The sequence below is a fragment of the Candidatus Margulisiibacteriota bacterium genome, assembly GCA_041650635.1.
In the GTDB taxonomy this organism is placed as follows: domain Bacteria; phylum Margulisbacteria; class WOR-1; order JAKLHX01; family JBAZKV01; genus JBAZKV01.
This window is the reverse complement of sequence record JBAZKV010000016.1, coordinates 16,580-42,698: the sequence shown is the minus strand read 5'-3', so window position 1 is coordinate 42,698 and position 26,119 is coordinate 16,580. Positions and strand designations below refer to the sequence as shown.

Annotated in this window: 31 protein-coding genes and 7 tRNA genes; 28 read left to right on the top strand and 10 right to left on the bottom strand. The window is 49.0% G+C overall.

Annotation, left to right across the window (positions count from 1 at the left end; translation table 11 throughout):
* The 9 genes from WC490_05730 to WC490_05690 form a co-directional block, all read right to left on the bottom strand.
* Nucleotides 1-935 (bottom strand): acetate/propionate family kinase (locus WC490_05730; protein ID MFA5098104.1); only part of this gene is annotated, 935 nt, incomplete at its 3' end.
* Nucleotides 936-1,065: 130 nt separating this feature from the next.
* Nucleotides 1,066-1,138 (bottom strand) — tRNA-Thr (locus WC490_05725).
* A gap of 83 nt (nucleotides 1,139-1,221) precedes the next feature.
* Complete coding sequence (locus tag WC490_05720) at nucleotides 1,222-1,587, bottom strand: response regulator (GenBank protein ID MFA5098103.1); 366 nt, start codon at nucleotides 1,585-1,587, stop codon at nucleotides 1,222-1,224.
* A gap of 21 nt (nucleotides 1,588-1,608) precedes the next feature.
* A tRNA-Thr gene (locus WC490_05715) sits at nucleotides 1,609-1,680 on the bottom strand.
* A gap of 6 nt (nucleotides 1,681-1,686) precedes the next feature.
* A tRNA-Phe gene (locus WC490_05710) sits at nucleotides 1,687-1,759 on the bottom strand.
* 17 nt (nucleotides 1,760-1,776) lie between these two features.
* A tRNA-Asp gene (locus WC490_05705) sits at nucleotides 1,777-1,852 on the bottom strand.
* 5 nt (nucleotides 1,853-1,857) lie between these two features.
* Nucleotides 1,858-1,930 (bottom strand) — tRNA-Lys (locus WC490_05700).
* A gap of 56 nt (nucleotides 1,931-1,986) precedes the next feature.
* Complete coding sequence (locus WC490_05695) at nucleotides 1,987-3,048, bottom strand: mechanosensitive ion channel family protein (GenBank protein ID MFA5098102.1); 1,062 nt, start codon at nucleotides 3,046-3,048, stop codon at nucleotides 1,987-1,989.
* Nucleotides 3,049-3,072: 24 nt separating this feature from the next.
* On the bottom strand, nucleotides 3,073-4,122 hold the full coding sequence (locus WC490_05690; protein MFA5098101.1) for a hypothetical protein: 1,050 nt from the start codon (nucleotides 4,120-4,122) through the stop codon (nucleotides 3,073-3,075).
* Nucleotides 4,123-4,317: 195 nt separating this feature from the next.
* On the opposite strand from WC490_05690, the gene WC490_05685 reads away from it, so the two are divergent.
* From WC490_05685 to WC490_05615, 15 genes are all read left to right on the top strand, one after another.
* Nucleotides 4,318-5,109, top strand: coding sequence for a DUF4239 domain-containing protein (locus WC490_05685; GenBank protein ID MFA5098100.1), 792 nt, complete (start codon nucleotides 4,318-4,320; stop codon nucleotides 5,107-5,109).
* A gap of 131 nt (nucleotides 5,110-5,240) precedes the next feature.
* Nucleotides 5,241-5,327 (top strand) — tRNA-Ser (locus tag WC490_05680).
* 76 nt (nucleotides 5,328-5,403) lie between these two features.
* On the top strand, nucleotides 5,404-5,904 hold the full coding sequence (locus WC490_05675; protein ID MFA5098099.1) for a hypothetical protein: 501 nt from the start codon (nucleotides 5,404-5,406) through the stop codon (nucleotides 5,902-5,904).
* Between the two features lie 24 nt (nucleotides 5,905-5,928).
* Nucleotides 5,929-6,495, top strand: coding sequence for a hypothetical protein (locus WC490_05670; GenBank protein ID MFA5098098.1), 567 nt, complete (start codon nucleotides 5,929-5,931; stop codon nucleotides 6,493-6,495).
* Nucleotides 6,492-6,968: a TspO/MBR family protein gene (locus WC490_05665; GenBank protein ID MFA5098097.1), complete on the top strand. Its 477-nt coding sequence runs from the start codon at nucleotides 6,492-6,494 to the stop codon at nucleotides 6,966-6,968. Before WC490_05670 ends, WC490_05665 begins: the two co-directional genes overlap by 4 nt.
* A gap of 111 nt (nucleotides 6,969-7,079) precedes the next feature.
* Nucleotides 7,080-7,325, top strand: coding sequence for a four helix bundle protein (locus WC490_05660; GenBank protein ID MFA5098096.1), 246 nt, complete (start codon nucleotides 7,080-7,082; stop codon nucleotides 7,323-7,325).
* Between the two features lie 215 nt (nucleotides 7,326-7,540).
* A tRNA-Ser gene (locus WC490_05655) sits at nucleotides 7,541-7,630 on the top strand.
* 125 nt (nucleotides 7,631-7,755) lie between these two features.
* A complete protein-coding gene (locus WC490_05650) occupies nucleotides 7,756-8,322 on the top strand; it encodes a hypothetical protein (protein ID MFA5098095.1) in 567 nt (188 codons plus the stop codon).
* Between the two features lie 78 nt (nucleotides 8,323-8,400).
* Nucleotides 8,401-9,381, top strand: coding sequence for a Fic family protein (locus WC490_05645; GenBank protein MFA5098094.1), 981 nt, complete (start codon nucleotides 8,401-8,403; stop codon nucleotides 9,379-9,381).
* Entirely contained in the window at nucleotides 9,350-11,488 is a 2,139-nt protein-coding gene (locus WC490_05640) for an AAA family ATPase (protein ID MFA5098093.1), read from the top strand. The genes WC490_05645 and WC490_05640 overlap by 32 nt, the downstream gene beginning before the upstream one ends.
* Before the next feature lie 6 nt (nucleotides 11,489-11,494).
* Complete coding sequence (locus WC490_05635) at nucleotides 11,495-13,318, top strand: AsmA family protein (GenBank protein ID MFA5098092.1); 1,824 nt, start codon at nucleotides 11,495-11,497, stop codon at nucleotides 13,316-13,318.
* 65 nt (nucleotides 13,319-13,383) lie between these two features.
* Nucleotides 13,384-13,812: a periplasmic heavy metal sensor gene (locus WC490_05630; protein MFA5098091.1), complete on the top strand. Its 429-nt coding sequence runs from the start codon at nucleotides 13,384-13,386 to the stop codon at nucleotides 13,810-13,812.
* Nucleotides 13,813-13,830: 18 nt separating this feature from the next.
* The gene (locus WC490_05625) at nucleotides 13,831-14,763 is read left to right on the top strand and encodes an outer membrane beta-barrel protein (protein MFA5098090.1); all 933 of its coding nucleotides are present in this window, start codon (nucleotides 13,831-13,833) and stop codon (nucleotides 14,761-14,763) included.
* 163 nt (nucleotides 14,764-14,926) lie between these two features.
* Nucleotides 14,927-15,220 (top strand): RNA-binding protein, encoded by a 294-nt coding sequence (locus WC490_05620; GenBank protein ID MFA5098089.1) that lies wholly within the window; start codon nucleotides 14,927-14,929, stop codon nucleotides 15,218-15,220.
* 101 nt (nucleotides 15,221-15,321) lie between these two features.
* The gene (locus tag WC490_05615; protein ID MFA5098088.1) at nucleotides 15,322-16,737 is read left to right on the top strand and encodes a hypothetical protein; all 1,416 of its coding nucleotides are present in this window, start codon (nucleotides 15,322-15,324) and stop codon (nucleotides 16,735-16,737) included.
* Here WC490_05615 and WC490_05610 read toward each other — a convergent pair.
* The gene (locus WC490_05610) at nucleotides 16,728-17,345 is read right to left on the bottom strand and encodes a DUF4412 domain-containing protein (protein MFA5098087.1); all 618 of its coding nucleotides are present in this window, start codon (nucleotides 17,343-17,345) and stop codon (nucleotides 16,728-16,730) included. The two genes, WC490_05615 and WC490_05610, sit on opposite strands and share 10 nt — an antisense overlap.
* A gap of 73 nt (nucleotides 17,346-17,418) precedes the next feature.
* Between WC490_05610 and WC490_05605 the strand changes: the two genes are divergently transcribed.
* From WC490_05605 to WC490_05545, 13 genes are all read left to right on the top strand, one after another.
* Nucleotides 17,419-18,411, top strand: coding sequence for a deoxyhypusine synthase family protein (locus tag WC490_05605; GenBank protein ID MFA5098086.1), 993 nt, complete (start codon nucleotides 17,419-17,421; stop codon nucleotides 18,409-18,411).
* Nucleotides 18,412-18,546: 135 nt separating this feature from the next.
* Nucleotides 18,547-18,840 carry a DUF134 domain-containing protein gene (locus WC490_05600; protein MFA5098085.1) on the top strand — a complete coding sequence of 98 codons (294 nt, stop codon included), beginning with the start codon at nucleotides 18,547-18,549 and terminating at the stop codon, nucleotides 18,838-18,840.
* Nucleotides 18,841-18,948: 108 nt separating this feature from the next.
* Complete coding sequence (gene arsB, locus WC490_05595; GenBank protein MFA5098084.1) at nucleotides 18,949-19,980, top strand: ACR3 family arsenite efflux transporter; 1,032 nt, start codon at nucleotides 18,949-18,951, stop codon at nucleotides 19,978-19,980.
* A complete protein-coding gene (locus tag WC490_05590; protein ID MFA5098083.1) occupies nucleotides 19,980-20,756 on the top strand; it encodes an arsenite methyltransferase in 777 nt (258 codons plus the stop codon). The genes arsB and WC490_05590 overlap by 1 nt, the downstream gene beginning before the upstream one ends.
* Nucleotides 20,757-20,775: 19 nt before the next feature.
* The gene (locus tag WC490_05585; GenBank protein ID MFA5098082.1) at nucleotides 20,776-21,117 is read left to right on the top strand and encodes a cupin domain-containing protein; all 342 of its coding nucleotides are present in this window, start codon (nucleotides 20,776-20,778) and stop codon (nucleotides 21,115-21,117) included.
* Complete coding sequence (locus tag WC490_05580) at nucleotides 21,114-22,286, top strand: permease (GenBank protein ID MFA5098081.1); 1,173 nt, start codon at nucleotides 21,114-21,116, stop codon at nucleotides 22,284-22,286. Before WC490_05585 ends, WC490_05580 begins: the two co-directional genes overlap by 4 nt.
* A 14-nt stretch (nucleotides 22,287-22,300) precedes the next feature.
* Nucleotides 22,301-22,702: a thioredoxin family protein gene (locus WC490_05575; protein ID MFA5098080.1), complete on the top strand. Its 402-nt coding sequence runs from the start codon at nucleotides 22,301-22,303 to the stop codon at nucleotides 22,700-22,702.
* A gap of 64 nt (nucleotides 22,703-22,766) precedes the next feature.
* A complete protein-coding gene (locus WC490_05570) occupies nucleotides 22,767-23,207 on the top strand; it encodes an Hsp20/alpha crystallin family protein (GenBank protein MFA5098079.1) in 441 nt (146 codons plus the stop codon).
* 92 nt (nucleotides 23,208-23,299) lie between these two features.
* Nucleotides 23,300-24,424, top strand: a complete 1,125-nt coding sequence (locus WC490_05565; GenBank protein MFA5098078.1) for a YibE/F family protein — start codon at nucleotides 23,300-23,302, stop codon at nucleotides 24,422-24,424.
* A gap of 99 nt (nucleotides 24,425-24,523) precedes the next feature.
* Nucleotides 24,524-24,868 (top strand): DUF134 domain-containing protein, encoded by a 345-nt coding sequence (locus WC490_05560; GenBank protein MFA5098077.1) that lies wholly within the window; start codon nucleotides 24,524-24,526, stop codon nucleotides 24,866-24,868.
* A gap of 16 nt (nucleotides 24,869-24,884) precedes the next feature.
* A complete protein-coding gene (locus tag WC490_05555) occupies nucleotides 24,885-25,094 on the top strand; it encodes a DUF5320 family protein (GenBank protein MFA5098076.1) in 210 nt (69 codons plus the stop codon).
* A complete protein-coding gene (locus WC490_05550) occupies nucleotides 25,091-25,747 on the top strand; it encodes a class I SAM-dependent methyltransferase (protein ID MFA5098075.1) in 657 nt (218 codons plus the stop codon). Before WC490_05555 ends, WC490_05550 begins: the two co-directional genes overlap by 4 nt.
* Nucleotides 25,747-26,118 carry a NifB/NifX family molybdenum-iron cluster-binding protein gene (locus WC490_05545; GenBank protein MFA5098074.1) on the top strand — a complete coding sequence of 124 codons (372 nt, stop codon included), beginning with the start codon at nucleotides 25,747-25,749 and terminating at the stop codon, nucleotides 26,116-26,118. Before WC490_05550 ends, WC490_05545 begins: the two co-directional genes overlap by 1 nt.
* Nucleotide 26,119 lies beyond the last annotated feature (1 nt).

The following is a 26,119-nucleotide window of genomic DNA, read 5'->3' as shown; positions in this document are numbered from 1 at the left end:
AAATACTTTCTTACCATATGGGTCTCAACCCTGCGCGCGAGCCCGCACCTTATATCCGGCTCTTCTTTTTCTGCAAGCTCGTCTATGGCCACCCTATCGCTGGAATACCCCGACAAACCCAAAAGCCCTGATTTTTTGTTGAGCATTTCGTCAAGCCCGTCCGGGGTAAGGTCAGGAATGGAGTCAAGCAGGTATTTAAAGACCCCGGAATCAAGGGATCCCGACCTTGTTCCCATTAGCGGGCCTTCATTCGGAGTAAGGCCCATGGTGGTATCTATGGACAGGCCTCCCCTGACAGCGCAAAGGCTTGAGCCGTTGCCAAGATGCAGCGTGACCAGGTTAACATCCTTAAGATCTGCCCCCATCATGACCGCAGCCACTCTTGACACATAAAGGTGGGAAGTGCCGTGGAAGCCGTACCGTCTTGCGCCAAGAGCGTCCCTGAATTCCAGAGGAAGACCGTAAGTGTAGGCCTCCTCTGGCATGGTCTGATGGAACGCTGTGTCAAACACAGCTACCTGCGGAACTCCGGGGAACAGCTGCCTAGCCGCCCTGATCCCGTTAAGGTTGGCGGAATTATGCAGAGGGGCAAGGGGGATAAGTTTTTCTATCGCGCTTTCAACCGCATCATCTATCAGAGCTGAACAGGTAAAAGAACTCCCCCCGTGAACCACTCTATGGCCAACCCCGGTAAGAGTGGCAACACTTATATCATGGACGCTTAATTCTTTTACTATATGGGAAAGCGCCTCACTATGGTCCGGCGCCTTACAATCCCACTCTCTCTTTACCGGCAGGGACATCTTATACACGGCGTCCCTTCCTATCTCGGTCACATTCCCTGCCGCTACTGATGTTCCGCCTCTGAGCAACTGGTATTTGAGCGAGGAACTTCCTGCATTCAAGACAAGAACCGTTTTTTCTGCTAAAGACATATTGGCGCTACTCCCATTTGAAAGGCTTATCTGTTGGATTTATCGTTAAGAAAAATCTGTAATTTCAGGGAACATCGGCCAAAATTGAGGGATTGTTGGGGAAGCATCCTGGCATCCAAGATTACATGTAAGCCCGCGGTCAGGATCGAACTGACGACCTGCGGTTTACGATACCGCTGCTCTACCAGCTGAGCTACACGGGCCTGACCTGAGCCTGTCGAAGGTTCGCTCGACTCGTCGCTGCGCTCCTCGCTCGGGACAAGCCTATCTGTTGGGCTAAAAGCACCTATCCGATCGTTTCTTTGACCGTCTGTCTCAGCTCTTCCAGATCGAACAGTTTGACTATAAAGGAATTCACTCCCAGAGCGATAGCTTTTTCCTTGTCGATCGGCTCATCCTTTGCTGTAAGCATTATGATAGGTATGCCAAAGGTGTCTTTGTTGGTCTTCAATTTTTCCGCGGTCCCGAACCCGTCCAGATTAGGCATCATTATGTCAAGGATAATAAGGTCCGGCTTTTCGGCAAGCGCTTTTTCAAAACCTTCCCTGCCGTCGGCGGCTTCAAGTATCTGATATCCCTCGTTCTCGAGGATGGCTTTCAGGATCTGCTTAATGTCGCTTTCATCATCTACCAGAAGGATCCTTTTTTGCATGGCCTATCCTCCTTAGCTTTTAGCCCGCGGTCAGGTTTGAACTGACGACCTGCGGTTTACAAAACCGCTGCTCTACCGCTGAGCTACACGGGCCAAAAATGCCGCAGGGCGGAATTGAACCGCCGACACATAGCTTTTCAGGCTACTGCTCTACCAACTGAGCTACCGCGGCACCTCAAACAAAAAAAACGGGCCCGAAGGGATTTGAACCCTCGATCTCATGCGTGACAGGCATGCGTGTTAGACCAGGCTACACCACGGGCCCCCATTTGAGCCACCCGCGACTTGAACGCGGCACCACTTGCTTAAAAGGCAAGTGCTCTACCAGATGAGCTAGTGGCTCGGACACAGATTAAATTATAACACAGCAGAATAATGAAATACTGTTTTAAGAGGACCTTATCTGGAATTTCCGTACAGATAAAGCGTTTGCGTCGGAAAAGCAAATTCAAGGCCGCGTTTTTCGACCTCTTCCTTGATGGCAAGGTTGATTTCCTGCTGAAGGTCCATATAGGTATTGTAATCCGGACTGTTAACATAATACACGACCTCAAAGATAAGGCTGGAATCCCCGAAAGAGGCAAAGTGGGCCCTGTCAAGCTCGGCTTTTCCGGTTTTTCTGATGATACCAGCTATCAAACCCGGGACCTCTTTAAGCTTTACTGTTTCTGTGCTGTAGGTCAGACCAAACTTGAACACCACCCTTCTTCTGTCCATCCTTTTGTAATTACGCACCCTTGAGTTGGTCAGGTCCGTGTTGGAAAAAATGATCTGCTCGCCGCCAAGACTGCGCAGTCGAGTTGTCTTGATGCCTATATGCTCCACGGAGCCCATAAAGTCGCCGATCACGATAAAATCACCTTCTTCAAAAGGCCTGTCAAAAAAGATAGCAAAATAGCTGAACAGATCGCCAAGAACAGCCTGCGCTGCAAGTGCAACGGCAATGCCCCCTATCCCGAGCCCCGCCACAACAGCAGAAACTTTGAAGCCGAGATTATCCATCAAGAAAGTCAGGCCTATTCCCCATATAATGATCTTTAGTGCTGCTACGATGCTCTTGAGGCTCTTTTCTCTTTTTTCATCTTTCTGCTTTTTGATCCATAATTTTTCAAGGGCATGTTCGATGATCGAGACCAGGAAAAAGATAAAGGATATTGAAAGCGCAGCCGTCCAGCTCATATCCACCAGACGCTTTATCTTTTGCGGCAGGACCAAATAATTGAGACTGAGGTAAACCACAAAAACATAGGCCAGAGGCAATAGCGTTCTTTCAAAGATACGCACAACAAGGTCATCCACGGTGGTCGCTGTTCTCTTTGCCTGCACCTTTATCCTGGTCAGCACGACAAAAGCAAAGAGCTTGACCGCAAATACTCCTCCCGCGATGATCGAAGCAAAGATCAGGTAGTCGGAGAGTTTGTTGCCTAAAATGACATTTGACAGTATCGGGTCAAAAGACATATATGACCCCTTTCAAAAAGCATATCAGTTGGCTGTATGGACCTTTGCTCCGTCCCCCTGGAACGGTTTTGCCAGTTCCATCTGCCAGATATTCCAGCTTTTCCCGAGAAAAGAATGGAAGTATACATACTTGCCGTCATAGGAACAGGCCGGGGCTCCTTCATAGCTGTCCTGTATCGTAAGCTGGGTAAGTTCCGTGCCGTCTATCTTCTGGCTCCAGATATCATAGTTGCCCGCGGCGTTGGAGGCAAAGACCAGCCTTCCGTCGGGCGTCCAGGACGGCTCTATCGAGTTATACTCTCCATTGGTAAGCTGGGTCTGGTTGCTGCCGTCAGCATCCATGACCCAGACCTGGTAATACTTTCCCGTCTGTTTATAATATGCGATCTTTTTGCCGTCGAACGACCATACAGGTCTTATACCCTCGGTGAACTGGGTCAGGTTCCTGCCGTCCACATCCACCATCCAGATAGTGGGCATCTCCCCCAGCATTCCCCAGATCATCCACCTTGCCCCGAGGTTGGCGACAGAAAGCGGCGGGGTAAAAAATTTCATAAAAGAGGAGAAGACCACTTTTTTGCCGTCGCGCGAAACATTGGGGAAAAAGTCGTTGGTATTGCTTGATGTCAGCTGTATAAGGCCGCCCTTGCCGGAAGCATCCGCTATCCAAAGTTTTTCGTTCCACATCCTGTTGGAACTGAATATTATCTTTTGGTCGTTCACAAAGGCGGGGAACTCATTTTTATGCTTGTCATTGGTCACCATGCTGTAGGTGTTGCCGTTGCTTATCATGATGTTGAATACACCTACAGGAACTTTGTTGCCCTCGGAGTTAACCGTTTCTTCCTCGGTATATGTTTGAAAGGCTATATCCCCGTCGCCGGCGCAGGCAGGGTATACATTATGCCCCGTGCTTGTTATTTTGGTAAGTTTGGTCATTATGGGCGAAGGTTTTATGACATCCGAAGAGCCCATGAACTTCATCTCGTCCGAGGCCCCCTCCCCCATTGCAAAAACTGCGGCGGTCATTACCGTCAGAAGACACAAACAAACCGGCAGCCTGGCAATTTTCATGTTGTTCCCCTTTTTACTTTCGTATAACAATTATACTGCGGCAGGTCCTTAAGTCAAGGCAACCTACACATGTCCCGAAGAGATTAACAAACAAGATCACTGACACAATGCCGAGAATGCCACATTGATTTTTGCGCATATCCGAGGAGTTTGCTGTATAATTGCAGTGATCATCATACCTGGAAGGAGAACATAATGACTGTAATACAAGCACTTCTTTACTACATCCCTACCTCTTTGCTCGGCTTCCTGCTCGTAGCGCTTTTTTGCGCTTTTGCGGCATCCGGACTGTTCGTTTTTAGAAAACTCATCCCGGTACACAGATCAAGACTGCACAACGACATAGCCGGCTTCATCTTTTCCACAATGGGCGTGATGTACGCCGTGCTCGTGGCTTTTATGGTAATAGTTTCCTGGCAGTCCTTTGATAAAACATCGGTCAATCTGGAAAAAGAGGCAAATTATTACGCCGATCTTTACAGAGATTCCGCTGCCCTGTCTGCTGACGCTCAAACTAAGATAAGGGCAGCCCTAACGGCCTACATAAGCTCGTCCGTAGATGATGAGTGGCCGCTTCTTGCAAAGGGAGGGTCAAGCGAAAAGACGAACAAGCTCTTCCTTAAGGTCTGGGATGTTTACACGGGATATTCCCCAAAAACAGAGATGCAGAAAGTGTTCTTTTCCGAATCCGTCCAGAAGCTGAACGATGCCAGCGAGCTGAGGAGAGAAAGGATATTGGACGCAAGGACCGGGCTTCATCCCGTTCTATGGTTCATCCTTATCCTCAGCGGGGCTTTGACCGTTCTTTTCACTTTTTTCTTCGGGACGGAGAACCGTATCGAGCAGCTTTGCATGACATGCCTTTTGTCCTCTCTAATTGCCATGGTGCTGTTCACCATAATGGTTTTCGACTATCCTTTCACAGGGGGTGTCAGCGTGCCTTCTTCCGTTTTTAAGCAGCTGCTGGGAAGCCTTGGGACTATCTAGCTTGCCGACTTAAAAGAGCGGTTAATTTGGGATCGTCATGTTATATAATGGTCAAGTATTGGTTACGGGTTTGAGTATTTAGTCTTCAGCGCTCAATACTCAAGACTCGCACTATTGCTCAAGACTGTTACGGAGAGGTGGCCGAGCGGTTGATGGCGGTAGTCTTGAAAACTACTGTAGGGGCAACTCTACCGGGGGTTCGAATCCCTCCCTCTCCGAACGAACGAAGCGAGTAAGGAGCTTTCCGCGAACGCGGAAAGGTTTTGCGTCAGCAAAAGAAAGGGAGGAATAAGAATGCCAAAACCAGTAAAATACGCCCCTCAGATATGTACAGCGCTTAGCCTGCTGACCCTTGCCGGGGTGGTCTGGGGACTGCTGATAACCAGCCCTCTTGTCATGCTCATCTTTCTTCTTCCGGCTGTTGCATATGAAGTTTACCGGACAGAAGGGGCCTCAACAAAATGGGCATCATGGGGCATTTTAGCAGTTCTTGTTTTGGAATTTGTCCTCATCTTGTTCCGAATTGATATTGATCTTGCCGCTTTAATGGGCGCCAGTTCGCAGTATGTCGGAGGATACCATGTGCCCCTCGGCAGGATAAGCGCGCTCGGGCCTGTACTGATAGGCATTTTGTCCGTCATACTATTTACAAGGACCAACGGGCCATACACCAAATGGCTCTCGGTAGTGATCCTGGCAACCTGTCTTGCGATGCTGTTCACCATAGACACCGGCATTTTTAAACAGATACTCAGGCTGGGGGTCGACCAGGGTTTTAACAGGCTCAGGTTTTAACCTTTACAAAAGGAGCTCGGCCCCATGAAAAAATTGATCGTGGGCCTGCTGATCGTTCTTTTTGGCGCTTTGGAGGGTATTCCTCTCTATGCCATTGAAAGCCCGACAATCCCCTATAACTTCCGCGTTATAGATGAAAATGTCTGCGCGGGAGGCCATCCCCTTGGTCCTGACAACAATTTTGGAAATTCCGACAAGAAAGTCCTGTCGATCCTGGGCTCCCTTAAAGCCCGTGGGATAGATAAAGTAATTGACCTTGAAAATACAGGACGCATCCAGGACAGGTACCGCAGGCTCCTTGACACGGCAAAGATGAAAAGACTTCATGTCCCGATGCATTCAAGCAGAGTACCGAACTCAAGGGAATGGGCTATGATAAAAGAAGCGATGAAGAGCCCTGTCTATGTTCACTGCAAATGGGGGGCCGACAGGACGGGCGCCGTTATCGGCCGGTATCTTGTTGAAGAAAAAGGTTTTGCGCCCGAAAAAGCCTACAGGGAGGTGATAACAGGAGGAAAGTTTGCCGGGCCCAGAGGAGGGCTCAAGATAGCACCTGCATACGACAATTTAAAGGAGTTCATACTAAAATGATAAAAGATATCCTGACCCTGGCTGCTTCGATCGCCGTCTGTCTGCTGGCCGGAGTGATAGGCTCTATCTACACCTATCCTTCTATCCCCACCTGGTACGCGGGTCTTATCAAGCCGGCGCTTAATCCGCCGAACTGGGTCTTTGGTCCCGTCTGGACAACGCTTTATGTGTTCATGGGGATCGCACTGTTCCTTGTAATAAGAAAATGGAATTTTGACAAGGCCTCAATAACGGCCCTGTCCGTGTTTGCCCTGCAGCTCGCTTTTAATTCTCTGTGGTCTATCGTCTTTTTCGGCTGGCGCCAGCTTTTTGGCGGCCTGCTCGTTATTGCGGTACTGTGGTGCCTTATTGCGGCGAGCATTTATTTGATGGGGAAACTGAACAAATGGGCAGGCGCACTTCTTGTCCCATACCTGCTCTGGGTCAGTTTTGCGTCCTATCTGACCTGGGCCGTCTGGGTACTTAACAGATAATTTGCAACCCTAACACCCTTTTGTTAGAATGAGTCTTGAGCCATAGTGTGAGTACTTAGTCTTGAGCGCTCAATACTCAAGGCTCAAACTCACACTCAATACTGTGCTAACATGTTTGATTTCGAAAAACTAACCGTATATCAAAAAACCAGAGAAGCCAGGAAACTCCTTTATTCTATTCTCCGGGAAAAGCACGGGACAGAAAAAAGCATTAATGATCAATTAAAACGAAGCGTTCTCGGGATATTGCTGAATATCGCCGAAGGTACCGGCAAGGCGACAAAGGCAGACAAAAAGAACTTCTTTACGATTGCCAGAGGGTCACTTATGAAACTGTCGCGATCATTGATATTTTGAGAGATGACCGGATTATTAGCGATCAAGAGCACAACAGTCTTTATTTGATTTTTGAAGAAATATCAAAAATGCTTTTTGGGCTGATAGATTCATTATAATCCGCTATAATTGATTAGTATTGGGTTTGCGGTCCTGATCAGTCTTGAGCCATAGTGTGAGTACTTAGTCTTGAGCGCTCAATACTCAAGGCTCAAACTCACACTCAATACTGTTCTGGAGGGGTACTCAAGTGGCTTAAGAGGGCGGTTTGCTAAACCGTTAGATCCCGGAAACGGGAGCCGTGGGTTCAAATCCCACCCCCTCCGAACTCACAAAAGCAAGTCCAAATAATTATTGATGCGAATGCTATTTTTGCGAGCTTCCTTGTCCTTGAGCAAGTCTTGCAGGCTTGTGTCATCTGTTAGATAATATCCTGAAGGAGGAACGCTAAATGAAAATACTAGAATGGGGCGCGATTTCGCTTCTGGTGCTTGCTGCGGCAATTGTGTCTTTTCTGGTCTATATGGGCGTATTTAGCTCCGTGAAAATTGAAGAAAAGGAAATGGGCCCTTATACTCTGGTTTATGAGCACTTTGTCGGCCCCTACTCCCAGACCGGAACTGTTTTCAGCAGGGTCTATGAGTCTCTGAAAGCCGACAAAATAACGACCCGCGACGGCATCGGCATCTATTATGATGACCCGTCAAAAGTTAGCAAGGACCGCCTGCGCAGCGACTGCGGCTGCTTAATTGACAGCAAGGACATGAAAAAAGTCAAAAGTCTCGGAAAAAAGTATAAGCTCAAAACTATCAAGAAAAGTTTGAGTATGGTCGCGGAATTTCCCATCAGGAACTCTCTGTCGTATATGATCGGCCCCATGAAGGCCTACCCTGCCCTTGAGGCCCACATGAAAAAGAACGGGTATTTTTCCCAGAAGAACGGCAGGTCTGCCGTTCCGTTTGAACTCTATCAAATGGGCTCGAACAGGATCCTTTTTGTGACGGAAATATTTAGATAACCGGACAAAATATACGGATTTGGACCCGCAGTCTTTGCACCCTTGACATCTTATATAGTTTACTATATACTTTTTCATATGAAACCTCATAACTATATAACACAATTGAGAGAGATCCTGGACAAAACGGGCATTTCCCAGGCAAAATTAGCATCCGAACTGGGCGTCACCTTTGCCGCGCTTAACCGATGGCTTAACAAAAGGGCTGTGCCCCGCCTTTTAGCGCAGAACAAAATAAGCGCTTGCTACAAGGAAAAGGTCGGCATCAAGCCGGTCCCCGCAAGCCAGATAAGACGGCTCTTGAAAGACATAAAAGAACTCAAGAAGAGGTTCAAAGACTGCTCGAGGCTCATCAGAGACGACCTGCGCATCAGGGAGGAGATCATGCTTGAGTTGACCTACAACTCAAATGCCATCGAAGGAAGCACCCTGACAAAGAAGCAGACCGACACGATAATTTTTGATAAAGGCCATATTGCCGACAAATCGTACATCGAACATCTGGAGGCTACCAATCACGCAGCAGCCCTTAACATGGTCTTTGACGGAGAGATGGAGGGGCCTCTAAAAGAAGACACAATTAAGAGCCTTCATAGGGTCCTTATGCAGGGGATCAGAAGCGATGCGGGAAAGTATTCCAGGCACCACAGGGCCATAAGAGGCGTTACGTTTGCCCTGCCTGCTCCTGAAGATATCGAGGACGAAATGAGAGCGGCTATCAAAGAAGCAAAAAGACAAAAAGGCAGTATCGTAGAAAGGGCGGCGGCCTTTCATGCGGCTTTTGAAGCGGTCCATCCGTTTGGGGACGGGAACGGAAGGGTCGGGCGCATTCTTGCCATCATGCAGCTTATTGACGCCGGATACGCACCCTGCATAATTGAAAAGAATAGGAAAGCGGATTACTACGAGGCGTTGGAATATGCACAAAAGGGGTCTTTGTCCCATCTGGTCGAGTTTATCGGAACAAGCGTCCTTACCGGATACGGTATCATTGCAAAACATCATCAAAGAAAAAGGAGGGTAAAAAATGGAGGATCAGAACGCCGAAAACAAATATAACGCTCTTGAAAAATACGGCAGGGACCTGACGGAACTGGCTAAAAAGGGAAAGATAGACCCGGTCATTGGAAGAGATGAAGAGATAAGGAGAATAATCCAGGTCCTCTCAAGAAAGACCAAGAATAATCCTGTCCTTATCGGCGATCCCGGCACGGGAAAGACCGCAATAGTGGAAGGCCTTGCCATGAGAATAGCAAGAGGAGATGTGCCATCCGGCATCAAAGACAAGCGTATCGTGGCGCTTGATCTGGCCTCTCTTGTTGCGGGGGCAAAGTTCAGGGGCGAATTTGAGGACAGGCTCAAAGCGGTTCTCAAGGAAATAGTAAAGAGCGAAGGCGGAATAATACTATTTATAGACGAACTTCACACTCTTGTGGGCGCCGGAGCAGCCGAAGGCTCGATCGATGCCTCCAACATGTTAAAGCCGATGCTGGCAAGGGGGGAACTGCGCTGCGTAGGGGCAACGACACTTGATGAGTACAGAAAATATATAGAAAAAGACAAAGCGCTCGAGCGCAGGTTCCAGACCCTTCTGGTAAAAGAACCCACCGTGGAGGAGACTATCGGCATCCTGCGAGGGCTTAAGGACCGCTACGAGGTCCATCACGGTGTAAGGATAAAGGACTCCGCGATAGTGGCAGCCGCCACGCTATCCAACAGGTACATCACCCAGAGATTTTTGCCCGACAAGGCAATTGACCTGATAGATGAAGCCGCTTCCAAGTTGAGGATAGAAATTGACAGTCTGCCTTCCGAGATAGATGAGATCGACAGAAAGATACTTCAGCTCCAGATAGAAGAACAGGCTCTCAAGAAAGAAAAGGACGGGGCCTCTGTCCAGAGGCTGGAAAAATTGAGGAAGGAAATGGAAGAAGCCAAGACAAAGAGCGCTTCCATGAAAAAGAAATGGGAACAGGAAAAGGAACTTATAAATGCCAATAAAGCAGCCAAAGTAGCTATAGAGCAGTTAAAGAACGAGGAGCTTAACGCGACAAAGGCCGGCAACCTGGAAAGGGCTGCCCAGATCAAGTACGACCTCTTGGTAAAAGCGCAGAAGGAGCTTGAGGAAAAGGAAAAACAGCTGAACGCGCTTAAAAAAGAAGGCTCCATCATAAAAGAAGAGATCGACGAAGAGGACATTGCGGAAGTCGTGTCCAAATGGACGGGTATCCCGCTGAGCAAGCTCATGAGTTCCGAGATACAAAGATATGTCGAGATGGAAGAAAGGCTTAAAGAAAGGGTGATCGGCCAGGATGAGGCTGTGTCGATCATCTCGAACACGATCAGAAGGTCCAGAAGCGGCTTGACCGATCCAAACCGGCCGATGGGCTCTTTTATGTTCGTGGGACCTACCGGAGTAGGAAAGACCTTTCTTGCCAAGACCTTAGCCCGGTTCCTGTTCGATGACGAGAACGCTCTGGTCAGGATAGACATGTCCGAATATATGGAAAAATACTCCGTCAGCCGCCTGATAGGCGCTCCTCCGGGCTATGTGGGCTATGAAGAAGGCGGCCAGCTTACCGAAAAGGTTAGAAGGCGCCCTTACTCCGTAGTGCTGTTTGACGAAATAGAAAAGGCGCATCCCGAAGTTTTTAATGTGTTCCTGCAGATACTTGACGAGGGCCGCCTTACCGACGGACAGGGGCACATTGTGGACTTTAAGAACACTTTGATAATAATGACCTCCAATATAGGGTCGGACCTGTACGCCGAGGGACCCGTGCAGAAAGAAACAAAGGACAAAGTGCTTTCTCAGATCCAATCCCATTTTAAGCCTGAGTTCCTGAACAGGCTGGACAGCATAGTGTTCTTTAACCGGCTGGACAAAGAACAGATAGAGCATATCGTAAGGCTTCAGCTTGCCGAGCTTAAGAAACGGCTTGAAGAAAGAAAGATCTATCTTGACCTGAGCGCAAAGGCCGTTGCGGCGCTTTCAAAAGAGGGGTTTGACCCCCTGTACGGGGCGCGGCCATTAAAAAGGCTGATAGAACAGAAGATACAGAACGAACTGGCGCTCTCTATGCTAAAGGGCGACTTTAAGGAAGGCGACAGGATAAAGATAGACCATGACAGCAAGAGCGGGTCTTTTATTTTTTCTAAGGAGTAAAGCGAAATGAAAAAACTGTTCAAACGGCTCGGGATAGCTGCCGCAGCCGTTATCATCCTGGCCGCCGTTGCCTCGGTATCGCTGGCGCTCTTTTTGCCGCTGGACAGGATAAAGGATATGGCAGCCGCCGAGCTGACAAAACTGCTCCGCCGTGAAGTTAAGATAGAAAAGGCATCGTTCAATATCTTTACCGGACTAAAGCTTGAAAAGCTTTCTATCGCCGACCTTGAAAGATACGGAAAAAGGGACTTTATCTCTGCCGATGCCATAGAACTGCATTACGACCTTTGGCCTCTTTTGCGGCGCAGGGTCGTGATAAGGAAGATCGGTCTTCTAAAGCCGCAAATACTCTTAGAAAAGCAGCCCAAAGGAGAATTCAACTTTTCGGACCTCCTTGCTCCGGGTAAAAAAGATGAAATAAAAAAGAAAGAAGAAAAAGCCGGCTTGCCTTTTGAACTCTTTGTCAACAGTTTTTATATCAAGGAAGGAAAGATCACCTACCGGGACAGGGCAGCGGATACGGTATCCGGGCTGAACAATTTTGACATGTCGGTTTCCGGCTTTGAGCTGGCCATGAAAAAACCCATCGGCTTTAAGGCGTCCGCGGATGTTTTGTATCAGGGCAAACCGGTCCCGATAGCGCTCTCGGGCAGGATAGAGTTGGAGCTCGACAAAGAAAAGATAAAGGTCTCCCCTCTCCTTCTGTCGGTAGCAGGCGAAAACGCCTCTGCCTCTGTTCTGGCTTCCAATTTTAAAGGCGGACCTGACATTGTGCTGGACCTGTCCACCAAAAAACTATCCATTGATCCGCTGATAGCGGTGTTTTCCGGACAAAGCGTTAAAAAGTCCAAGCCCGCTGACCTGACAGAAACTGTCAACGCCTTAACAGCCTCCATTCCAAGGACGCTGTCGCTAAAGGCCTCTGCCGATATAAACGCGCTGACCTTCCAGAACTTTACCGTGGACAGGATCGCTCTTTTTGCACAGCTAAAGAATAAAAAGGCTGCTATCGATATAAAAGAGATCGGCTTCTACAAGGGCGTTTTGTCCGGCGCTCTTTTGGCGGACCTCAATGTGCCCGGTCTTGCCTATTCGGCAAAGGACCTCAAACTTGCCGGATTTGACGCTCATTCGTTTTCGAATGTGATCATCGACACTTTCCTGACAAGGCTTGAAGACTACAAGGACCTTAAGGACAAGCTCTACGGAACAATGGATGTCGGGCTGTCTTTTAGCGGCAGAGGGGTGGACCCAAAAGCGGCGCTCAAAAACCTCTCGGGCAGCGCAAAGGTGGATATCCGCCAGGCAGAACTTAAAAGGACAAAGATACTGGCTTCGATAGCAGACCTGATCAGATCCAACTCTCTTAAGAACGACCTCAAACTTGAAAGGCTGACTGCTGACGCAGCTATAAAGAACATGGTCATAAGTGTCAGAACGCTGGCTTTTGCCCACAAGGACCTTATGCTTGATTTTTCCGGCGGGATAGACCTTAACAGCCTGACCTGGGTGCCGGGCAACCGCCTTTCCCTTAACCTGTCTCCCAGGATCACGACAGGGCTCGGCAGGGAATACTCTCTCTTGAGGGGTCCTACGGGCTGGTTGGAGACCGTTTTTGAGCTTACGGGAAGCCTGAAGCTGCCGATCCCCAGGCCTGTGCTGGATAAACCGATAGAGAACCTGAAAAAGAAGGCCGAAGAAAAAATACAGGCTGTGCTAGATGAAGAAAAGAAGAAGGCGGAAGAAGCTATAAAGCAAAAAGCTGCCGAGGGGACCGAAAGGCTTAAAAAAGAAGCTTCCGAAAAACTCAGAGAGCTTATCAAGTTCTGATGCTATAATCTGTACGGACCCTTTTGGGCGGCCAGGCGGTCAAATACTTTGAGAGGAGAATACATGTGAAAGGCAAAACGGCGCTGAGGTCCGCGGCAGTGTGTCTGGCATTCCTAATTCTGTGCCAGGCAAGCGCTCCGGCACAGGGTAAAAAAGAAATAGACCAGACCGGCATCATACTGAGATTAGACCTCACAAAAGAACAAAAAGACAGGATAACAGCAAGGGAAGTGGCTGCAGAAAGCGAAATGGCTGTTCTGGCCGATACGCTGCGCGCCCAAAAAAATGAGCTCAACGAACTGCTTGTTGCAAACCAGCCCGACAGGGCCAGGATAGACAAACTGACAGAGGAAACATCCAGGACAATGACCGAGCTCCAGAAAAAGAAGATCGACTTTATGCTTTGGGTTAGGGAACAGTTGACACCTGAACAGAAGCAGAAATTGAACGAGCTCTTTCAGGCCAGACAAACTCTTTCTCCGGCAGGAAATTGATCACGGACAGAAGTGATAATGAGATCTATTAGTATTGTCCTGTTGACAGCGTTCTTTCTTGCGGCGGTTTGCTGCGCGTCAGCACATGCAGATCCGTCTGCCAGCTACCTGAACGTGACAGGAGGCGTGGGAGCCGGTTATTTCTATCTATATCCCAAAGACATCCAGATAAGGGATTATTACAAGGGAGGAATGACCTACAAAGCCTTTTTGGGCTTTAGGGCAGAAAGCGGCATTTCAGCCATCGGCGACATCTCCTATTATTCCGAAGGCAACCGCTCGCCTCTTGCTCCCTACGGAACGGCGCTTACGATAATACCCGTTACGGCTTCAGTTGCTTATTATCCGTTCAAAAAGAGCTCCGTTTCTCCATATCTGGGCGCCGGCGTCGGCCTCTATTACATAAATGAAAGCGACCCGGACTACAACTATCTGCAGACCACAAAGTTCGGAAAACATATATTTGCCGGAGCGGACCTATACATAGACCGGGGCACAATAATCAGGGCCGAGCTCAGGCAGACCTTTATTGACCCCGTCAGCTCGGCGCTTTTATATCAGGCTTCCTTCAGCGGACTAACGGCTTCTTTGAACATAGCGGTTGAATTGCCCTTTTTCGGGAAAGGCGCTCCAATGACCACAGAAGAGGCCGAGGCCTACCACCAGCGCAGGATAGCCGAGAACGAGCACAGGGCTGTGACGAAAAGGATGGATGACATAGACGCTTTTTTTGACCAGCGCTATTGGGACCACTCAGTCTATTATTATCCCTGGACCACTCCCACAACCTATTTTAACCCTGCCATACAGCCGACCCAGCAGCAGATAGACGAACAGAGGGCAAAAGCCCAACAGGCAAAAGCCGAACAGGACAGAAAGCGACAGGACTACCTCAACCAGAGGCAACAGCTGCGACAGGACAAAAAAGGGTCGGTCAATCCTTCAAGATAAGAAAGCCCTTGCATTCTAGGATGCTCTGTGCTAGTATAAGCATGTCGAAGTTAATGATTGATAACTAAAAAGGCTGTCTGCTTCCTTTTTGTGAGTGTTACCACGCAGTTGGTCCTCTCTATCATTATCCAGCAGAGAAATTTAATAAGGAGTTACAAACAAAATGAAAAGCATTTTCGTAGGCAATCTTCCCTGGTCGGTAACTGACGCGGAACTGTCGGAAAAGTTTTCCCAGTTCGGCAATGTTATCTCAGCCAGAATAGTGAACGACAAGTTCACCGGAAAGTCCCGCGGATTTGGTTTTGTTGACATGGAAGACGCGGACGCCGCCAAGGCTATAGCAGGCATGACCGGCTATAAATGGAACGACCGCGAACTGACCGTCAACGAAGGCAGACCGAAAACCGATCGCCCCAGAGGCGACGGCGGACAAAGACGTTCGTTCGACAGATATTAATTGATATCTTAGATCGATCAAAGACCCCCGTCTAGGCGGGGGTCTTTTTTATTGCCCGACTTACCTGAAATAATGCCCTCTTTCTTGCGATAAACCTTTAGATGAACACAAACACTGCAATACCTGCTCACAACCTGCGCCCCAGGGCCGTATGCGGACTTAGGGAGATAGCGCGCTCCTTCGGGTCCGCAATAAAATCGTCAAAGACCTCCGGACTGGAGCATCCTGTCAATGCCTTTCTGCAGCTGCCGTCATCAGAAGTTGCGGAAATGATCACCAGCGAGATCAAAGGGTTGTCCGGGCTCGGCAGAGCACATCTATACCACCATATGACAAAAGAAGAAAGGGCCGCTTACAGGGATCTCGAAAGACCCTTCGTCGAAAGTATTTTTTCGGGTCTCAGGGACAGGGGCATAGACCTGACCTCGTCCACGCTCCCAGGAGCTTGCGGCTACCCGGACCTGACCCGGCTTTTCATGAACGAACTGCATAGGGCTAACGGCATGGGCTACAGGATGGTAAGTGTTGTCGCCGATGAGGATACCTACAGCGGAAAAGCGCTCCAATTTGCTTTTAGATTGGGCCGGGAATTTGCGGCAAGAAAGCTGCTTCCCGTTGTGGGGCAGTACAACAGGTTTATCCGCGCCTTTGTCCTGGGCCTGGAGGAAAGCTGCGCCCCGGCCGTTGGATTGTTTCCGGGAGATTCTCCGATAAGAGAGACCGACCTCAATATAGTGGCCAGCACCGGAGATATCCGCGCCCCTATCATGGGAAGGGCCGGCAGGGCGCTGCTGCGGATAGGCGGGGACGATATTTTTGGAGGAGCTTTCCAGAACGGAAGACAGAGTGTTTTTGGGGCCTTTGATCAGCAGTTCCCTCTGGGGGCGCAGTTGGTGGCACAAAACGAATTTATCCCGTGCATGAGCGCCGGGGCGCTGGCACCCGGTTCAATGGACAACATATTGGCCTGGATAGATTCTGTAATGCTGCCTGCGGAAGAAGACAGCAAATACGATCTTCTGGCATCAAGGGATCTGTTTCCTATATCGGTGATAGGTTCATCCAATATAGACATAGAATGCCCGGTTGAGAATCTGGCCTCGGACGGGATACTGCTTGGAGAAGCACTGGCAGATAACGGGTTCATCATTATTAACGGCGCCGGTCCGGGGGTGATGCTGCAGGCGGCTATAGGCTCTGCAAGGGCCGGAGGTATCTCCGCAGGGATAGTGCCGGGACTCTCTTATGCGGCTTCCAACCACTCTATTGACATACCTGTTGTGACGGGGATCGGGCTCTCAAGGGACGCCATTGTCGCCAGAAGCGGAAAAGCAGTCATAGCTTTTCCCGGCAAAAGCGGCACAATGGACGAGATATTGATAGCGATGGCAGCGGGAAAACCGATAATAAGCTACCATGCCCCTATCCCGGACAGCTGTTCCTATCCTAAACTTTACAGGGCCGGCTCCATCGATCAGATAATGGATATTCTCTCAAGAATAAAAGCTCACCTGTAGTCTTTCATCATCTTCTTGATAGCGTCCATATCCGCCTTGCTCGGCATTTTTCCCGCGGAAGGAACTGACATCTTTTTGTACCCTGCGGGCAGCTCGAACAAAGACGGCGCCTGCCTGCCCACTTTAACATTCTTCATTTCGCTGGACCACGAACCGTCCTGGGAAGCGCTCTTCATCGGGATACCGTCTTTTGACATCCACAAAAAAAGCACCGAAGTCCCCCCGGCGTTTTTATATGTTATTTTGTATTTGTCGCAGTCCATCCCGCTTATTTTTTCCCTTCCAACTTTTTCCCTTTTAACCTCTCCAGGCACTTCCTTTCCCGAAGCCGCAGCCTGCGCAGGATCCAACTTATTTTCCATATAAGACTTCTGATCGGGCATAAGGGTCCACGAGACTTTTTTGTCTGCCCGGATTATGGAAACAGTGTGTTTTCCCATGAACTTTGATTCCGACCTCCATTTGTTGTCGGAAAAATTCAATTTTCCGGTGACCGGCGCCATGCCCTTCATCTTAACGACCTGATCGGCAGAAAATTCCAGAGCAAACGCCAGTCCGGACAAGGCAAACAAGGCAAGCAAGGCAGACAAAACCGTTTTTTTCATCATATTATTTCCCCTTTCTTTTTAAGGTAATTATAACACCCTTGCCCGCCAGCAACGCGTCAGGTATAATCAAGGCATGAATACAAAAGAGCAGTTTAAGGCGATACAAAAGTTTGTGGAGCACAATTTCAGGCATTTTAACGGCGCTGTTGTAAAAGACGCGTCCGAATCCTATATCTCCCATTTAAAAAGCGGCGGCAAGATGTTTTTGGCAATGGCCGGTGCTATGAGTACTGCCGAGATCGGCATCACTTTGGCAGAAATGATCAGGCAGGACAAGATCCACGCAATATCAACAACAGGAGCAAATCTTGAAGAAGATATTTTCAACCTTGTGGCCCACGACTTTTATGTAAGGGTCCCGGGCTACAGGTACTTTACCAAAGATGACGAGGAAGCCCTCCTTGCCAAACATCTTAACAGAGTAACGGACACCTGCATTCCGGAAGAAGAGGCAATGAGGAGGATAGAGAGGATAGCCCAGCAATATTGGTATAAAGCTCAAAAAGAAGGTAAAAGATATTTCCCTTATGAATATATGTACCAGATGTTGAGGGATGGCGCGCTTAAAGAGCATTACCAGATAGACACAAAGGATTCCTGGATGATAGCAGCCTGCGAAAAGAATATCCCTATCTTTGTCGGCGGCTGGGAAGATTCGACGATCGGGAATGTGCTTGTTGCAGACCACAAAAGAGGCAAGATCAAGGACATGTCCATAGTCAGGTCCGGGCTGGAAACCATGAGCTTTCTTATAGACTGGTACAAGGACACATCCAAAAAGAACTCTGTTGGCTTTTTCCAGATAGGCGGAGGCATAGCCGGGGATTTTCCCATCTGCGTTGTGCCGCTTATTGAACAGGACCTTTTTGAAGAAGGCGTCCAGAAATGGGGCTATTTCTGCCAGATATCAGACAGCACCACCTCTTACGGCTCATACAGCGGAGCGGTACCCAACGAAAAGATAACCTGGGGCAAACTTGGGAAAGAAACACCAAGTTTTGTCATCGAAAGCGACGCTACCATCGTCGCGCCTTTGATGTTCGCCTATATTTTGGGTAAAGAATAGTCCGCAGACCCGAACCTGAAGGTTCGGCTCCTGCCCGAACGGAGCCGACGCTTCAGCGTCGGGTCACCCCTCCCCCACTATTGACACATTTGCGCGTCCCGTGTATCATAGTTATGAACACATGTTCATAACTATATGAGACCAAAAAAGACAAGACATATCAAATGCGACGGAGACTTCCGCTTTTTTAAGCCAAAGTGCGTTCCTGAAAAGCGTCTTGAAGAAGTGATCGTCACTCTGGATGAATTTGAAGCCATCCGCCTGTATGATTTTGAAGGGCTTGACCAGGAAAAGGCAGCAAAGAGAATGAAGGTCTCAAGACCCACATTTTCGAGGATTTTATCGTCAGCAAGAAAAAAGATAGCACAGGGACTGGTTAATCTGCAGGCACTTAAGATAGAAGGCGGATGTTGTACATTTGGAAAATGAGAAATGTCCAATTTCCAATGTCTAATGTCCAATTAAGGAAATACATTATATTAATTTGTAATTGGAAATTGGCAATTGGACATTGGAAATTAAAAAGGAAAACTGATCATGGCTACTAAAAAACTATCATTTATAGACAGGTTTCTTACTGTATGGATCTTTTTGGCCATGGCAATAGGTGTAAGCGCAGGACATTTATATCCTGGTATTGCATCCTTCTGGGACAAGTTCCAGGCCGGCACAACAAACATCCCTATAGCGATAGGGCTTATATTGATGATGTACCCTCCCCTAGCAAAAGTAAAATATGAGGAGCTTGGGGATGTATTTAGAAATACAAAGGTCCTGGGGCTGTCTTTGATACAAAATTGGATAATAGGCCCCGTTTTGATGTTCATCCTCGCGCTTGTATTTCTTCATGGGTATCCGGAATACATGGTAGGCCTAATTATGATCGGCCTTGCAAGGTGCATCGCCATGGTAATAGTATGGAACGACCTGGCAAAAGGAGACACCGAGTATTGCGCCGGGCTGGTCGCTTTAAATTCGATCTTTCAGGTATTCCTTTATTCCGTGTATGCCTGGGTCTTTATCACCGTACTTCCCCAGTGGTTCGGGCTCAAGGGAATTGAAATAAATATCACCATTGGTCAGATCGCCCAAAGCGTATTTATATACCTGGGCATTCCTTTTATAGCGGGGTTTATAACAAGAACCGTTCTTATAAGGGTAAAAAGCAAGGAATGGTATCATGATAAGTTCATTCCTGCCATAAGCCCCCTTACTCTGGCAGCCCTTCTGTTCACCATATTTGTAATGTTCTCGCTCAAAGGGGAATACATTGTAAAGATACCTTTTGATGTTCTGCGGATCGCATTGCCGCTGCTTCTATACTTTGTCATCATGTTCCTCATCTCTTTCTATATGGCAAAAAAAGCCGGGGCGGATTACGGCAAGAGCGCAACACTGTCCTTTACGGCCTCCAGCAACAACTTTGAACTTGCAATAGCCGTGGCAGTAGCGGTATTCGGCATTAATTCAGGAGTTGCTTTTGCGGCAGTGATCGGGCCCCTTGTTGAAGTCCCTGTGCTGATCGGACTTGTTAATGTTTCATTATATTTTCAAAGGAGGTTCTACTGATGAAGAAAAAGAGCGCGGACGAGACAAAGAAACTGGTGAGAGAGAGCTATTCCAGGTTCATTAAGCAGGGTTCCTCCTGCGGCTGCTCCAAAGGCTCTTGCTGCGGGAGCGGGCCTGACACAAAGGCGATTAGCATGGCGGTAGGCTATTCCGAAAATGAGATACGAGCTGTTCCTGACGGCGCCAATCTTGGTTTTGGCTGCGGCAATCCAACCGCGATCGCATCTTTAAAAGAAGGTGAAACCGTTCTTGACCTTGGCAGCGGCGCGGGGCTTGACGCTTTTCTTTCCGCCCAAAAGGTGGGGCCAAGCGGCCGAGTTATCGGGGTGGACATGACCCGTGACATGATAGAAATGGCTCGCCTCAACGCACAAAAAGGCGATTTTAAGAATGTGGAGTTCAGGCACGGAGAGATCGAAGCTTTGCCTCTGGACGACAGTTCAGTTGATGTCGTGATCTCCAACTGCGTCATAAATCTTTCTCCCGACAAAACAAAGGTATTCAAAGAAGCCTTCAGGGTCCTAAAACCGGGAGGAAGGATGATGGTCTCGGACATAGTCCTGACCAAAGAACTGCCGGATGAGATAAAGAAATCCCCCGAGTCTTATGCTGCCTGTATTTCCGGAGCGTGCCTTAGGGAAGAATATCTGGGCCACATAAGATCTGCCGGTTTTGACAATATCAGCATAGCAAAAGAAACTCCTTATGATGCGGGACGATCATCGAGCTTTGTGTCCAGCATTACGGTCGAGGCCAAAAAGACCGGACGGCATTAACAGAAAGGGGTGTTTTACAATGAAAGACAGGTACATTAAGAACATAGATACGGAGGCGGCTCTGGAGCTGGAGGGCCTGGTATCATACCAGAAGGGGCAGATAGTGAGCAAAACTCTGGCGCAGAACGGTTCCGTCAGCCTTACCCTGTTCGCGTTCGATGAGGGGGAAGAGATCAGTTCGCATGAATCAGACGGCGATGCGATGGTGATAGCGCTGGACGGAGAAGGACTTATTACTATCGGCGGAAAAGAACATTTGCTTGAAAAAGGAAAAACCATCGTAATGCCCGCAAAGATACCGCATGCTGTTCATGCAAAAAAACCGTTCAAAATGCTCCTTATAGTGGTGTTTGCAAAATGAGTGCAATAAAACGAGCTCTCTGGATCTCAGCCGGATTTCTGGCCGTATATTTTATGCCGGTAGGATACCCGCGTTTCGACAATGCGGTGTTCGAAGCGCTGGCGCTCACAAAATGGTACGCGCAGGAGCATGTTCTTCTCTGCCTGGCCCCGGCTTTTTTGATAGCAGGGGCTATCTCCATTTTTATCAGCCAGGCTTCTGTAATAAAGTATTTCGGAGCCAAAGCAAACAAGGTGCTTTCCTACGGGATAGCTTCTGTATCGGGAACGATACTTGCGGTGTGCTCCTGTACTGTGCTGCCCTTGTTCGCCGGGATCTATAAACGAGGAGCCGGTCTTGGCCCGGCAATAGCCTTTTTATATTCGGGGCCTGCCGTCAATGTGCTTGCAATAATACTTACTGCGCGCATCCTTGGCTGGCAGCTGGGGCTGGCCAGGGCGCTGGGAGCAATAACCTTCAGCATCGTAATAGGGCTTCTGATGCATTTCATCTTCAGGAACGAAGAAAAGGAAAGGCTTTCCGGTTCGGTGCTTGATCTACCCGAAGAAAAAAGCCATCGGCCGCTGCAACAGACGGCTTTGTTCATCGCCTCTCTTGTCTTTATCCTTGTCTTTGCCAACTGGGGAAGACCTATTGCCGGGGACAGCGGCATATGGGGAGCGGTCTTTGCGCTTAAGTGGTGGTTCACGGGCTTTTCCGCTCTGGGGCTGCTTGCGGCATTAGTTAAGTGGTTCAAGAAGGACGATATAAAGTGCTGGCTTATGGAATCCTGGGCATATGCGGCGTATATTCTCCCGCTCCTGCTGATGGGAGTGCTGATCTCCGGCTTTTTGTTGGGAAGGGTCGGACACGAGGGCATGATCCCTTCAAGATATATTGCAGCTCTTGTCGGGGGAAATTCTATTGAGGCTAACTTCTTTGCCTCAATAATTGCCGCTTTCATGTACTTTGCTACTTTGACCGAAGTGCCCATCCTCCAGGGGCTGCTTAATGCCGGCATGGGAAAGGGCCCCGCTCTTGCGCTACTTCTTGCCGGTCCCGCTTTAAGCCTTCCCGGGATGCTTGTGGTAAGAAGCGTTATTGGAACAAGAAAGACCATCGTTTATGTTTCCCTGGTCGTTGTTATGGCCACGATATCAGGCATTTTATTCGGATGGTTAATGCAGTAAAAAGGAGGACCGGAATGAAGAAACTGGTTAGATACTTTGCGGTTCTATTGGCAGCAGCGGTGTTTGGGCTTTCTATCGGTTTTGCAGCGGAAAAAACTCTAAAGCAGCCCGTTGTCCCCACAAAAGGAATAAAGGTCGTCTATATACAGCTTGGTTCAGAAAAATGCCCACCCTGCAAAAGAATGGAGCCCATTCTTAACGAGATAAGAGCCGAGTACAAAGGGCAGGTCGAGGTGGTTTATCATGATGTCTGGACCAGGCAGGGAGCCCCGTACGGGGAAAAATACGGGGTTAGGGCCATCCCGACCCAGATATTGTTCGACTCTATGGGAAAAGAATACTACCGCCACATCGGATACCTTTCTAAGGAAGAACTTGTTAAGGTTCTTGAGGCCGGGGGAGCAAAACACCCTTGACAAATTAGCACTCGGCATGTTAGAGTGCTAATTGGAAAAAACGATCCAAAGGGGGTGAACACTTATGGCGCTCATCAAGTTCGATCCGTTCAAAGGAGACCTCTTTTCTCTGCAAAAGCAGGCATGGCAGCCGTTCTTTGAGGACATAGCGGAGTGGCCGGAACTGACTATGACCCAGGGCCTTAATGTTTATGAACAGGACGATAGGGTGTTCGTTAAGGCCGCGGTCCCCGGAATACCCGAAGAAAAGCTTGATATCACCTATGAAGACGGCGTGCTCCACATAACGGGCTCAGTTGAAGAAAAAGAGGAAGAAAAGAAGAAGAAAAAGGTCGTTTACAGAAAACAGATGATCTCTTCTGTAGATTACACGACCTATCTGCCGCGCCCGGTCGATGCCTCAGCGATAGAAGCCGAGGTTAAGGACGGCGTGGTGACCATAAAGGCCCCGATAGCAGAAGCGGCCAAGCCCAAAAGGATCTCCGTAAAGGCCGCAAAGAACTAGGCCCTGACTTGCAGTTGAAAAAGCCCCCTTATTCAGGGGGCTTTTTTTTGCCCTTCTTGACAAGCCGCTCCTATTGTCCGTATCATTAAAACATGAAGCTCAAGTTGATATCCGCTTTCCTGGCCGCGGCAGTTGTGCTTTCTATGCCCTGCCTTGCTTCTGAAGAAGTGCACCAGCCGCAGCACGCAAGGGCAAAGGTGCTTTCGGTAAAAGACCTGTCAGAAAGCATGGGCCCCTCCCCTGCCATGAAAACCCTCGTGCAGGAAGTGACCGTCAAAGTGACATCGGGCAGGTTTTCCGGAAAGCAGATGACCTTAGAGCACAGGGCCTCCGGAGGCATGATAGCCTCTGACATGATACTGCGTCCCGGGGACAGGGTCATGCTATATGTGGATGAATATCCGACCCGGGCCGAAAGCCCCGACGGCACCCCGGTTTTTAACATCGCCGATTATGAAAGAGACGCTCCTATATACTGGCTTGCTTTTTTCTTTTGCCTCCTGCTTGTGGCCCTGGGCGGCTTAAAAGGCCTTAAGTCGCTGATTGGGCTTCTGATAACCGTAGTGCTTGTCTTTCTGGTGCTTTTCCCCCTTGCCTTTATGGGGCTTAATCCTCTTCTTGTTTCGGTAGCTATCTCAGGGGCGGTCCTTGTCATCGTTTTCAGGATAATCGCCGGAAGAACGGCCAAGGGCTACAGCGCCGCAATAGGTACTTTTTTCGGCGTTTCTATTGCAGGTCTGCTCGCTTACGCGGTAGGCAGCATGGTCCATCTTTCCGGGCTAAGCAGCGAAGAATCCAAAATGCTGCTTTTTTCGATGAACCTTAAGATAGACTATCAGGGGCTGCTGTTCGGCAGCATCGTAATAGGAGCCCTGGGCGCTGTCATGGACGTAGGGATGTCGATCGCCTCGGCAGTAGAAGAGGTCCATAAGGTACATCCCAATTCCAATTTTAAAGACCTTTTTAACGCCGGTATGAATGTGGGAAGGGATGTTATGGGGACCATGTCCAACACTCTTATCCTGGCCTACACCGCCTCGGCCATGCCGCTTCTTATGCTTTTGATAGCCAACAATATCTCCCCAGACAAGATAATGAACCTTGAGATGATAGTAACAGAAGCGGTCCGTGCGCTTGCCGGAAGCATAGGACTTGTGCTTTGCATACCTATAACCGCCTTCGTATCGGCACTTATGCAGACAAAGAACCGCACATAAGCCCCTTCCCCGGCTTTAAAGAGAAGCTTCTTGACAGGGCGGCCGCCAAACACTATAATGTGCATATGCACACTAAAACCTTTAAGGAGGTCTGACCAAATGACGCCAAGACCAAGAAAATGGAGGTTTTGCGCTCCGCTGGGCGGGGACACCTTCTTTAAACCCAGGGGTATCCCGCTTTCGGGACTGGAGATCATAGAGCTGGGACAGGACGAACTTGAAGCAATGCGCCTGTGCGACTTTGAAGAAATGGAACAGGAAGAAGCATCCAAAAAGATGAACATCTCCAGAGGAACTGTGCAGAGGCTTCTTTATTCGGGAAGAAAAAAGATCTTGAATGCCCTGATAAACACAAAAGCGCTTAAAGTGACCGGAGGGGAGCATATTGTGCCCCCGCCGGGCTTTGGCAGAGGCAGAAGGCACGGAAGATGGGGATCTTTTTGAAAAGGAGGTGAGTGCAATGCCGGGAGGAGACAGAACAGGGCCATGGGGACAGGGACCGGGGACCGGAGGAGGCTTTGGCGGCTGCGTGCCGTTTGGCCGGGGCCGCGGTTTCTTTGGCCGCGGAGGCGGCAGAGGTTTTGGCAGGGGGCTTGGCAGAGGTTTTGGGCTGGCAAGAGGTTTTTTCTGCAAGATCCGCTGGGCAAAAGATGAGAGGAATTCAGCTTGACAAGACCTTACAGGTATATAGACAAGTCAGCCGCTTTCCTAAAAGAAGAAGAGATAAAAGAGAACAGAAAGCGACTGGAAGAAAGGGAGCGAATCCATCTTAGATACGGGATGGACCGTGCATCTGCATACAGCCATATAGCCGGATTGCTGCTTCCCCTGCAAAGCAAAGTGCTGGAGATAGGCACAGGGAGAGGAGTAACCGCGGCCTTTCTTGCAAAATCCCAAGGATCGATAACTACCGTGGATGTTTCGGACAGTGACACCAGGACCGCGCTGCTCAATGCCGCCCATGACAAGACCCTGGACAGGATCTCTTACTGTGTGTGCGACGCTGTCAGCCTGCCGTTTCTCGAAAAAGAATTTGACCATTCCGTGTCGATAAACGGTTTTCACCACTTCAGCAACCCAAAAGCCGTTATGGCGGAAATGCTGCGGGTCACCAAAAATAAAATAGTAGTGGCCGATTTTTCCGAGAGCGGTTTTGAGATCATCAGGGCGATACACGCCATGGACGGCAACACACACGAAGAGCACAACAACGATACAGGGCTTATAGGCAGGATATTCAGGGAACTGGGCTATGAACCGGAAAGGCACGACACACCTAATTTCGTTGTTTATGTCGTGGACAAAAAGAAAGGAAGATCATAATGAGGATAGGAGTTACGCTCGATAACGATTCCGGGCTGGAAAGCAATGTGTGCCCGCATTTCGGCCAGTGCACACACTTTTTGATTGCGGATGTCGACAACAGCACAGTAACGGCAAAAAAGGTCGTTCCTAACAACGCGGTCCACGGAGGCGGGGGATGTTTGGCGGTTGACGAGATACGCAAATACGGGGTGACGCATGTTATTTCAGGCGGTATGGGTATGGGAGCCCAGCAAAAGTTCAGAGAAAATGGCATCATCGTGTTTGGACATGCGGGCAAGGCAAAAGAAGCGATAGAGGACCTTTTGAAGAACGGGCTTGGAGGCTTAGAGGCCTGCTCCCACGGTCATCAGCACAAAGAAGGAGAATAAA